The sequence below is a fragment of the Achromobacter sp. F4_2707 genome (assembly GCF_047501535.1).
Lineage (GTDB): Bacteria > Pseudomonadota > Gammaproteobacteria > Burkholderiales > Burkholderiaceae_B > Yanghanlia.
The window spans coordinates 165,808-177,156 of record NZ_JAZDRJ010000010.1 but is presented as its reverse complement, the minus strand read 5'-3'; the positions used below and the strand labels follow the sequence as shown (position 1 = coordinate 177,156).

6 protein-coding genes and 1 tRNA gene are annotated in these 11,349 nt (G+C 51.0%); all 7 read right to left on the bottom strand.

Annotated features, from left to right (window positions below):
• Nucleotides 1-256 precede the first annotated feature (256 nt).
• Nucleotides 257-1,756, bottom strand: a complete 1,500-nt coding sequence (locus VRY85_RS11395; protein ID WP_414598715.1) for an N-6 DNA methylase — start codon at nt 1,754-1,756, stop codon at nt 257-259.
• 225 nt (nt 1,757-1,981) lie between these two features.
• On the bottom strand, nt 1,982-3,115 hold the full coding sequence (locus tag VRY85_RS11390; RefSeq protein WP_414598714.1) for a Fic family protein: 1,134 nt from the start codon (nt 3,113-3,115) through the stop codon (nt 1,982-1,984).
• Nucleotides 3,116-3,150: 35 nt separating this feature from the next.
• On the bottom strand, nt 3,151-4,923 hold the full coding sequence (gene herA, locus VRY85_RS11385; protein WP_414598713.1) for an anti-phage-associated helicase HerA: 1,773 nt from the start codon (nt 4,921-4,923) through the stop codon (nt 3,151-3,153).
• Complete coding sequence (locus tag VRY85_RS11380; RefSeq protein ID WP_414598712.1) at nt 4,913-6,157, bottom strand: SIR2 family anti-phage-associated protein; 1,245 nt, start codon at nt 6,155-6,157, stop codon at nt 4,913-4,915. Before VRY85_RS11380 ends, herA begins: the two co-directional genes overlap by 11 nt.
• Complete coding sequence (locus tag VRY85_RS11375; RefSeq protein WP_414598722.1) at nt 6,154-7,686, bottom strand: restriction endonuclease subunit S; 1,533 nt, start codon at nt 7,684-7,686, stop codon at nt 6,154-6,156. The genes VRY85_RS11380 and VRY85_RS11375 overlap by 4 nt, the downstream gene beginning before the upstream one ends.
• Nucleotides 7,686-10,505, bottom strand: coding sequence for a DEAD/DEAH box helicase family protein (locus VRY85_RS11370; RefSeq protein WP_414598711.1), 2,820 nt, complete (start codon nt 10,503-10,505; stop codon nt 7,686-7,688). Before VRY85_RS11370 ends, VRY85_RS11375 begins: the two co-directional genes overlap by 1 nt.
• Nucleotides 10,506-11,136: 631 nt before the next feature.
• Nucleotides 11,137-11,215 (bottom strand) — tRNA-Ile (locus VRY85_RS11365).
• Nucleotides 11,216-11,349 lie beyond the last annotated feature (134 nt).

The following is an 11,349-nucleotide window of genomic DNA, read 5'->3' as shown; positions in this document are numbered from 1 at the left end:
TGCGGCGGCATCAATTTCCTGACGGCTTGTTCTTTGAATTCTGGGCTGTAACTGGGCACTTCTTCACTCCGACCGCTCCCTCAAATATTAACGAAAAACGAGCGGACATCTATTGTGACGCAGGGGGCAGGTGCGAATACTGAATGTTGTGCATACCGCCCGGCAGTGGCCGCCGCTGGAAGGGTAAAGTCCGTTACGAAGAGTATGCCCGCCTTCAAAGGCGGGCATTGATAGGTGTTAATCTCTACGCTGGAGTTCAAGAGACTGCGGTTTGCGGCGATAAGCTGCTGAGCACTTCCCGAAAACTGTTTAACCCCGCCTCCAGGTTTTCGATAATTTCTTCTGCCAGCTCATCCGGTTCTGGCAGGTTGTCCAGGTCGGTTAGGCTCTTGTCTTTCAGCCAGAAGATATCGAGGCTGGTTTTGTCACGCGCCAGCAGTTCATCAGTCGTATATTTGCGCCACCGGCCGTCAGGGTTGTTTTCCGGGTGCCAGGTTTCCTGGCGTTCAGCTGGGTTTTTTGGGTTGTAGCATTCAATGAAGTCCGCCAAATCCTCGAAGCGCATTGGCTTTCTCTTCAAGGTGTGGTGAACGTTGGTACGGTAGTCGTAAAACCAAACCTCTTTCGTCCACGCATTGGGGCTAGCCGGTTGGTTATCGAAAAACAGCACGTTTGCTTTCACGCCCTGTGCGTAAAAAATGCCGGTCGGCAGACGCAAAATGGTGTGCAGCGTCGTGTTCTCAAGCAGCTTCTTGCGGATCGTTTCGCCAGCGCCGCCCTCAAACAGCACGTTGTCGGGCACTACCACGGCGGCCTTGCCCGTCGTTTTCAACATGCTACGAATATGCTGCACAAAGTTGAGTTGCTTGTTTGAGGTGGTGGCCCAGAAATCTTGCCGGTTGTAGGTCAGCTCGTCCGTTTCCTGCTCGCCTTCTTCATTGGTAAAACTCATGGAGCTTTTCTTGCCGAAGGGCGGGTTGGCAAGTACATAGTCCACGCTGATGGGGCTTGGCGCGATCAGCGCGTCGTTGGGGGAGACCAGACTCTCGCCGTCGATCTCGCCGATGTTATGCAAAAACATGTTCATCAAACACAAGCGGCGGGTGTTGGCGACGATTTCGTTGCCATAAAAAGTGCTGTGCTTCAAAAACTGCTTCTGTGCCTTATCGAGGTTGTAGTTTTCCGGATTGGTTAAAAAGTCGTAGGCCGCCAGAAAGAATCCGCCAGTGCCGCATGCCGGGTCGGCGATGGTTTTTCCCGGCTCCGGCCGCACGCACTCCACCATGGCGCGAATCAGAGCCCTGGGCGTGAAGTATTGCCCAGCGCCAGACTTGGTATCTTCCGCGTTCTTCTCCAGCAACCCTTCGTAGATATCACCCTTGATATCGGCACCCATCATGACCCACTGGGTGCTGTCGATCATGTCAATCAGCCGGTACAGCTTGGCGGGGTCCTGAATCTTGTTTTGAGCCTTGGTGAAAATCTGGCCCAGCATACCTTTCTGCTTGCCCAATTCACGCAGCAACTCCACATAAAGCACCTCCAGCTCGGCGCCTTTTTTGCTGGTCAGCGCCTGCCAGCTGTACTTTGTGGGGATGCCCACGTCACGGGAGTAAGGCGGCTTGGAATACTCATCCGCCATTTTCAGGAAGATCAGGTAAGTGAGCTGTTCCAGATAGTCGCCATAGCCCACGCCGTCGTCACGCAGGGTGGTGCAGAAGCTCCAGACTCTGGAGATGATGGAAGATCTGTTCATGTTTGACTGCCTTTTTTGCCGGGTATTGGCGGTACTGCCTGTCGGTTCGTTTTCTGTTGTTAATCAAAAAGATATATGGTCTTGTGAGCCTTAGGGTCTATGTAAACATTAAGTCGGCAACTTTACATATAGAACCTCATATGTAAAGTTGAGGCATTTAACCTTACACATGGGTTTTTTTGCCTCAAGTTAGGGCCTGTTCCTTCATGTCTCAGGCCGCAGTGCTTAGGCACTAAACAGAGATAGGTAACGATCAAAGACAAATACCCGGTTGCGTTGGTAGCCGGTAATTTCTTCTAGCATTCCGTCTTCAACCATTTTGTTGAGCAAGTTGGAGGCAGTTTGATGGCTAACCTCGAGCAGCGTACTGGCTTCGGTGGCGGTGATTGCCGGGCGTCGATATAGATGTCGCAGCAACCGTTGTACGTTCTCGGCACGCTTGCCATACGTGAAGGCCATGTGGTCCATCTCCTGACGAAGCGCCAGAATACCCTCAAAGGTTTGCTTGCCCTTACCCGCTGTTTGTATCACCGCCGACAGAAAAAACTTGATCCAGTGGATCATGTCGTGCGACACGCGCACCTGCATCAGCGCATCGTAGTAGCTGGCGCGGTTGCGTTCAAAAAAATCAGAGAGGTATAGCGACGGTTTCCTCAACAAGCCTTTGCTTACTAGGTAAAGGGCAATCATCAGGCGGCCAATGCGGCCATTACCATCCAGAAACGGGTGGATGGTTTCAAACTGGTAGTGGCTGATGGCAATGCGAATCAGATCTGGGACGTTGATGTTGTCGTTATGCCAGAACAACTCTAAATCACCCATTAGCTCGATGACTTCGCTTTGGTGCGGCGGAATAAAGGTGGCGTCCGCCAAACCACTGCCGCCGATCCAGTTCTGAGATGTGCGGAATTCGCCGGGCGTTTTATGCTCGCCGCGTACGCCCTGCATCAGTATTGCATGGGTGTGCTTTAACAGGCGGTTGGAAAGTGGCAGCCGCTGCAACTCGTCAACCGCCTCATTGATGGCCTGGATATAGTTCTGCACTTCCTGCCAGTCGTCACGCTTTTCCGGTGCTAGCTGGCTACTGTCCAGAACCGCTTCATTCATTTGTGTTTGCGTACCTTCAATACGCGACGAATTGTTGGCCTCCTTGGTAATGTGCATCTGAATAAACAAATCCACATCCGGCACGATCAGGGTAAAGGCATCCAGCTCCGCCAGTGCACGGGAAGCACGTTCCAGCAGCGTATTGATCTGCGGATCTTCCCAGCTCCACTCGCGGTTCACGGCTACGGGGCTAAAGCTTTTGTACTGGTACTGCTGCCGCCATTCACCAGCTTTGAAGGTTTCAAACTTCATGGGGGCGCTCTAGGCTTTGTTTTGTCATTAACATGTTATGCGTCCTGCTCCCCTATCCATTCATCAAACTTGCCGTCCTCGGATGCAGGTGTTGGATCCGCACTTTTTGACCTTATGCAAGTTGGCAGAGCTACAGTGCCTCCCATGACAAGTGCGTGTTGTCTGGGGAGGCCAGCAATACGAGAGACCTCACGCTTATCCGCCCATTCGCATGCAGACGAGATTACGCGCAAATCTTGCTCTGATGTCAGACGGAAGGAAACCCATGTGTTGCACTGAGAAAGAACTGTTGGCGAGATCTCTGACGGTCGCTGTGTGCTAAGCCATAACGCAAGTCCAAATTTACGGCCTTCTTTGGCGAGTCGCTCATACGCGAGCGAAGAAGGGCCAGAGTCACCATCGGGTACTGGCCGTAAGTAGTGGTGAGCTTCCTCGAGTACAAGAAGAGTGGTGGGGCTATTGCCTTGCCCGCGCCGAAAGAGTACTTGAGAATACAGTTCTAGCAATGAGCCGAGAACAAGCGGCATCAGGTCTTGTGGCACTTGCCGGAGATTCACCACGTGCACGCGCCACTGAGTATCCGCATTGCCAAAGATCTTGGCGACGAGGTGCTCACTCTCCGCTCGCATATCAAGGTCACCTCCATGTATAGGAGGGCCACCATCTACGTCTACAACTGCTCGAAGCATTTCATCGTCGATCAGACGATGAATCCGAGTGATAAGCGGCGAAACGTTGCTGTATGAAAAAGCGTCCCTTTTGAATGTATTTGGATTTCTATCCGGTGAGATACTGTGACTGTCTGCAATTAAGGCAGCCAAGGCCGCCATAGGTGGCCACTGGGCTGCTGTAGCAACTTGACCAGATCTCAGGGCGTTAATTGCAGAGATTGCTTGGTTTGCGCCATTCTGACGGCAGTCATCAAAAAGAACAGCGTTGTCTCCGTCTATGGACGCACCTCGCTCACCCGAGTGCCAATGAACGTACTTCAAGTTATCGATGGCAAACGATAACGCGGGCCGTTGTGTCTTTTCGCTTGGCAAAAGGAGTCGGTTGAGCCCCTGCCTACCGAGGGAGTAGTAAGGTATGCGATACCCTGGAATGCCATCGGTATCTTGACCAATAATCGTATGCTGATAGGCGCCATCGGGAAGCCTACATCCCATGTCACCCGCTGCTATCGCACTCTCGGATTTTCTGAATGCCCGGTCGTATTCTCCGTTTATGTCGAATATAACGATGCGGGAATTAGGCATATCTGCAAGCTGCTGTAATACAGCAGCGGTAAAGCAGCTTTTGCCTTGGCCAGAGCTGCCTAAGACGGCTACATGTTGCGCTAAGAGCCGGTTGAGCCCGGTTCTAACAATGTTTCCAGTTTTATACTCTGTACCAAGCATGATGGGACCGTTAGGCTCCGGTCCACCCAATACAATTTGCGATTCATTGTCTGTCAGGGGAAAGGCCTCGGCCCCCAAAGGGGGCGATGCCAAATTGTCGGATACGAATTCTCCAGCCTCTATCCAACCAATTACCGTGCCGTGTAAATGACGCAACGGCTGACTAGCCAGGCTTTGGTTGCTAGCAGCAGGGCGGTGAATCTCTTTGGGTTCTGAAAAATTAAGGCCTGAAATTCTGAGTACAAAAAGCCGGTAGCCGCCATCCAGGAGCAGCAAGCCACCAACCTCGCCTACCGGTGTAATACCTTGATAGTGGCTCGCCATTTGTCCCCGGTGGTGGTCGAGCAAGTTGAGTGTGACCTGGCTTCCATCAATTTGCACCACATAGCCAATTGCGGTTCTACTCAGCATCGTCACCACCACTCATAGCCTTTATTCTTTCTCTAAACTCCTGCTCGTTAAGATCGTAGAGCATAGGATCGGGCAGCAAATCGACCATGTGATTGAAGTATGCGGCTTCGCCTCCGCCCACAAACGTCAAGCGAGGTGATTTTAGCGCGAGAAGTCGCCTTACCTCGGGTTTAAGCCCCGCAAGCTCAGCTGGTTCTGTACCCATAAACTCTGGCAAGAAGGCTATGATTTGCAGCGTAGGGTTGAGCAGGGCTGAGCGCAAAAGACGATTGATATGATCATCGCCAAACGAATAGCCCGCCAGAATAATGCAGCTTTGTGGCTTGGCTAGAAAATCGGAAAAACGTCGGAACAGCTCGCCAGACAGAAAGCCTACTGTCTGTAGATACTTCGCTGCTCTGGGAAACACCATCAAAGTCTCATCTACTGCGTCTACGCCATCAATAATGGCTTTGAGTTTTGGCCAAACTTCAGATGAAGCCAGCTCTCGATACTCGCCATCTGTACATTGCCAAGTGAGTGAACCATGTAGTTTTGCTAGGTAGATGTCGTTGCAGCCAAACCTGGCCTCACCTTTGGCATTGATATTTCTGTACCCCAAATCAAAGGATTGAGGTGAGAAGGTGCGGTTATGGATTCCTACAAATCCGGTATGGGTGTGTATCCCAATTGACTCAGCCGCCCACTCGACAGCCAAGTCATAGTTTGTTGTAAACACCCAAGGGCTTGCTTGACCTGGCTGGCGTGCACCGACCAATCGTTGCAGCAGCTTTACGTGATAAGGGAAGCGGTCATATGCAGGTGGTTTTCCCCAAGCATTTGCATCAAGGACAGCCGCCTTAACTACGCACTTGAGTAAAGCTTCAATGTCTTTCTTAAAGATTTTTAAATTTCTGCTGCTTGCCAAGCGACGAGTCCAATCGAGCTTCGCCATTTCCAACTGGTCCAGAAGTGCTTCTATATTGGGCAGATTTCTGGGGTTGGCTGCTTCAAAACTGGCTAAAACGGCATCTTCTTGTGCGATAAAGCCACCATCTGCAAATCGCTTCGCAGTATCAGCATGATCGCGTATAAACTGCTTCCACAGTTGCATGATGGTCATGCCGCCGGAGGGAACGGACGCCCCTGCACCAAGCAGCACCGCAGTATTTTCCAGTCGTAGCATGGCGACCAGATGCGCCCGTAAATCCTGCTCGTTTAATTCAGTGTCACCACGTAGGCAGACAATGCTCATTTCACCTTCCTTGTATTGCTTGTTTTCTTTGCATTCCTTTCGGCTTGGATGCGGGCCAGCAGTTCGCTGGCTGGTTCTTCGCTGGGGTCTTGTGGTACTAGCTGGCCGGAGAAGGCTTTTTTCAGGATGGATTGGCGGAGGGCTTCGGCTTTAGCCAATTGGATATCTAACTCAGTAGTTAGAGTATCAATGTTAGTTAGGTTAGATTCAACAATATTAATAATCTCTTTCTGCTCAGCAACGGAGCAGACAGGAAGCTGGACCTTACTAAGTCCGGAACCTGTGAGGTGCTTAATAGTTGTTCCAGTAAAGTGCTTTACTACACGCTCAAGAGAAACCGCGTATGAAAAATAATAAAAAGCAAATTCTGGTAAGTACGATTGAGTAAATCTAACTCGGTGTAACGCTTTCTGAATAAAAAACTTGTCATTGTTGCTAGACCATACCGCGCACCTTCCTGGCTCGCCGCCTTCGCAGATCACTAAATCACCAAAGCGCAAAGAGTAGCGATCAACCTCAGATTCCTCAATTCTCATTGTTTTAAGTTCGTCAATCTCGAATGCGCCCCAGCGGACATTTATATTTCCTAAATATGGGCGCTCTTCGCCGATATTCTTCTTCCTGTCGAGCATCTTTCCAAGGACGTTTTCGTAAGCTATTAAGCCGAGTTCGGAAACAGTCCATTCTGCAGGTGTGTCAAAATCAGTAGTTGAAGCTGGTTTTATTTCTGACAGCTTGGAGGGCTTGCTCGGTTTTTTCCCTTCTTTACCTCCGTCCTCCCACGCTTTTACCGCAGCTTTCCATTTTTCCAGTTGTTGCTGGTAGCGGGCTTCGCGTTCCTGCTGGATGCGGGCGAGGAGTTGTTCGGGGGATTCCAGTTTGTGGGCGTTGTCTTTACGCCACTGAGCGGTGAGCTTGCCTTCAAAGGCGTGTTTGAGCACGGCCTGACGATAGACCTTGAGTTGCTCGCGGGCGGTTTTTAACGCGGCAATGCCGTTGTCCAGCTCGGAGAAAAGCTCTTCGATTTTGGCGACGATGCGTTTTTGTTCGTTAGATGGTGGAAGAGGGATAGGTAACAGGCCAAACGCTTTCCCCGACAGCTCAAGGAATGTTGTTCCGCTGGCTCTTTTTTCCGCAAGTTGTTTAGATGCTTTCAGATAGTAATAAACAAACTCATTAAAGATGCCTTGTTCTGGCACAAGATTTTTAAATCCTTGGTTCGTTGCCATAGGTTCTGTACTTATCACGACATAACCTATTGGAGCTCTCGATGAAAAATGCACACTTCCTGCAGGCATTACTCGAGCAGAACTGTTTTTCAATCCATCTTCTGTAATTGATTTGCTGCCTTTGCTGATTATTTTCTTGGTATGGCCTGTTAAGTCAGCAGGAGAAATCCAGTTGATATCTCCTCCCCAGTAGGTTGGCTCCTTTGTAGGAGGTGTCCCACCTCCTACAACTTCACCAAGATCTGAGATCGTTGCCCACGTCCAACTCTGAGGGATATCCCAAAGCACTTCTCTTTCCATCACGCCACTAACTCCCGATTCAGCTCATCAATCACCCAATCCATTTTGTCGCCAAACTGCTGATACATGCCCATCAATCCGCCTTGAGCATCAAAGGGCGTCATATCCAAATCATCCTTTTCGAAATGAAAGGAGCTGGCGATATGGTCGCGAATGGCGTGCAGCCATTGCATTTGCTGTTCGTTGAATTTTTCTGAGCTACCGGCGTGGTACTTCATGATCCAATCCTGAAAATTCTTTCTTACGGTGCTGCCAAAGGTGGTGATTGTATTGTCCAGCCCGCAGACACGGCGCACCAGTGCCACCAGCGCGGTAAGCTCGGTTAGGGGATTGTCGCCGCTATAGTTATCCAAGTGGGCGTAGGCTTGCCAGATGCGTAGCGGTGCCAGCTTCGGCCTGTCCTGTTTGAGCTTTTCCAACAGGGCTTTGACTTGCGGGTAGGTCACTTCGGCGCGTCGGGCCGGGGTTTTGAAATAGAGGGTAAGGGCATCAATTACTTCCACATGCTCATGTAGATAGTCCGAAAATTCCTGAGTGAGTGCTTTGGCGTTTTCGGTGGTTTCACCATCCCATTCGGCTTTGAGTACGGTATCCAAGTCGTCGTGGACGATGGTTTGTTCTTTGTCGCGGCGGATGGAGTCGATCAGCTCGATCAATTCGCCGTTAAACACCTTCGCGACTTCGCTGACCAGTTGTTGTTGGGCCTTGTTGCGTGCGTCATCACCGGGGTCGGTGCCGGCGGGCTGGCCCACGATTTCCAGTGCTTTCTGTTCTACCCGGTCGCCGTCGATGGCGTTGAAAAGTTCACCGACAATCACTAACAACGGAGTGCCGCCAGCCTTCTCGGCAATGCGGGCGCGCTCGTTGTCATCCAGTTGTTTGTCCAGTCGCGCCAGACGGCCGGCCAGCGATGAAACTGTGTCGCTATCGCTGGCGCCCATCATCACACCCATGGCCAAATCTTTCAGCGGCACGCTGGGCTTGGTGATAAGTGGTTGGCTGGCGGTTTTGACGGACTTGGTGACACCGACGGCATCCACGATAACATAGTGGGTTTTGGCGCTCTGGGCCGATGGGGTGACCTTTTGCAGGCTGTCTTTATCCAGTGTGCGGGTGCCGCGGCCCTTCATTTGCTCGAAGTAGTTTTTGCTTTTCACATCGCGCATGAACAGTAGGCACTCCAGCGCTTTGACATCGGTGCCGGTGGCGATCATGTCGACGGTGACGGCGATGCGCGGGTAGTAATCGTTACGAAATTGAGCGAGCACGGATTTTGGGTCTTCGCCTTTTTCAATCACCTTGCCGTCGGCATTGGTTTTGTCGTGGGCGGCACGGTAGGTGACCTTTTTGCAGAACTGGTTACTTTCCCCAAACTCCTCGCGCACAGTTTGAATAATGTCATCGGCGTGGCTGTCGGTTTTGGCAAAGATCAGCGTTTTGGGCACCTCTTTGCGGCCTGGGAAGATGGTGGGTAGTGCATCCTTGAAGCTGCGGATAACGGTGCGAATCTGGTCGGGGTTGACGATATCGCGGTCGAGCTGTTTGGCCGTGTAGGTTTCGTCTTCGTCCTGTGTTTCCCAGCGTTTCTTGCGGGTGGTGCGTTCCCGGCGTTCCACCAGTTGCTTCGCTTCTACCTTGCCGCCGTGCTTGGTCTTTTCGGTTTCGATAACAAAGATTTCGTTGCCGACGTTAACCCCATCGGCCACGGCTTTTTCGTGATTGTATTCACTAACAACATTTTTGCGGAAGAAACCGTAGGTGCGGTTATCTGGTGTGGCGGTTAAGCCCACCAAGTAGGCATCGAAGTATTCCAGCACCTGCCGCCACAGGTTGTAGATGGAGCGGTGGCATTCATCAATGATGATGACATCAAAAAATTCCGGTGGGATTTTCTCGTTATACACCACCGGCAGCGGTGTTTTGGGTTTGGTGAGCTGCTCAGCCGGGTTTTGTTCTTCCAGCGATTCATCCAGTGGCTCGTCTTTCAAAATGGAGTACATGCGCTGAATAGTGCTGATGTACACCTGGGCATCGGTGGGGACGTACTGGCTTTTCAGTCGCTGTACCGTATAGAGTTCGGTGAATTTGCGGTTATCGTCATTGGGCACGAAGGTCATGAATTCCTGTTCGGCCTGTTCTCCCAAGTTTTTGGTATCTACCAGGAACAGAATGCGATTGGCGCTGACCGGCTCGCGTAGCAGCCGATAACTGGCGGTAATAGCAGTAAAGGTTTTACCGGAACCGGTGGCCATCTGGATCAGAGCGCGGGGTTTGTCCTGCTTGAAGGATTCTTCAAGGTTGGTGATGGCGGTTATTTGGCAATCTCGCAGCCCGTCAGTGTTCAAAGGCGGGAAATCCTGTAGTCGACCGCGCAGGCTCTTCTTTCCCGCAAGCGATTCCTTAACCCATTTGCTGAGTGTTTCCGGGCGGTGGAAACTAAATACTTCGCGAGATCGTGGTTGTGGATCTGAACCATCTGTAAAACGCGTGATGACACCAGTGCTTTCATATACAAAGCGTAATGTTTGCGTATTGTTAACCCATTTCAACGTCGCGTTGGCATAGCCCTGGGACTGTTCTTCCACTGTGGTGATCTTCTCGCCCCATGTCTCAGGTTTAGCCTCCACGATACCCACGGCCTGCTTTTCCACGAACAGGACATAGTCAGCAGGTCCGACGTCGGTCTGATATTCGCGAACGGCAATACCGGTAGATGCTGAAAGGTTGATCTTGTTCTTGTCTTGAACCGCCCATCCGGCTTGTGTCAGTAAAGCATCTATCTGGTCGCGGGCTTTTTGTTCTGGTGTCTGATTTGCCATGTATCTGAGAGCTTTAAATCGTTGATCGACGCGTTAATGAGCGCTGGCGAAGGGCATGCTCTCTGCGTAGTAGCGACTTTATCCATATTGAAAATAGAGCTCGCCCGCTTCGGTTATTAAACATCACAGGATGACTGCAACATTTAAAAAACGTGTTTTTGCGGAGAAACACGTTTAATTACGGAAATGTTGATGTGACAAATTGATTCTATCCTAGCGATGCTAAGTATAGGGAGGCAGAAGATCAAAGGGGTCAAGGATATTCAAATATGCGCCGGTGCCGATGTGGCCTGAGGCGTGCCGTGCGACGGGGGGGATGAGGTAGTCTCAGCTCGCATACTGGAAATCTCAGTTTCCCTCTTTACAGCCCATTCTTGTGCTTCCCGCTTGCTGGGGGAAGGTAGCACTTGCGCGAATTACTTTCTCTAGGATTTCAGCACGCCAACCGTTCCCCGACTTTCTGAAGGATGCCATTTTGCGTAATCCCTTGCGTAAAAATTGCGTAAAAGATTAGCAAATAAAGCTTATATATGCTTGGGAAGGTTGATTTCTGAGTGCCTGCAGGCACGTACCACACACTATGAAAGTATGCGTATGTTTGCGTAAATTGATGGGTGTGGAGCGTATGAGGTGGTGCCCCCCCCGTGAGTCGAACACGGCACCAACGGATTATGAGTCCGCTGCTCTAACCAAGCATGAGCTAGAGGGGCACATCGGGCATTATAAGCTGCACGAAGTCCGCAATTATTGCATAAAGGTCGTCATATTGACTAGTCGTGCCCCATGCTGCAGTGGTATCTTCTGCTCAAAACAGGAGAAGCAGCATGCAGGGGTTGCGTTGTGG

Bases quoted from the DNA above. Each gene is read 5' to 3' on its own strand.
- VRY85_RS11395 (WP_414598715.1), bottom strand. From the start codon at position 1,756: ATGAACAGATCTTCCATCATCTCCAGAGTCTGGAGCTTCTGCACCACC.
- VRY85_RS11390 (WP_414598714.1), bottom strand. From the start codon at position 3,115: ATGAAGTTTGAAACCTTCAAAGCTGGTGAATGGCGGCAGCAGTACCAG.
- herA (WP_414598713.1), bottom strand. From the start codon at position 4,923: ATGCTGAGTAGAACCGCAATTGGCTATGTGGTGCAAATTGATGGAAGC.
- VRY85_RS11380 (WP_414598712.1), bottom strand. From the start codon at position 6,157: ATGAGCATTGTCTGCCTACGTGGTGACACTGAATTAAACGAGCAGGAT.
- VRY85_RS11375 (WP_414598722.1), bottom strand. From the start codon at position 7,686: ATGGAAAGAGAAGTGCTTTGGGATATCCCTCAGAGTTGGACGTGGGCA.
- VRY85_RS11370 (WP_414598711.1), bottom strand. From the start codon at position 10,505: ATGGCAAATCAGACACCAGAACAAAAAGCCCGCGACCAGATAGATGCT.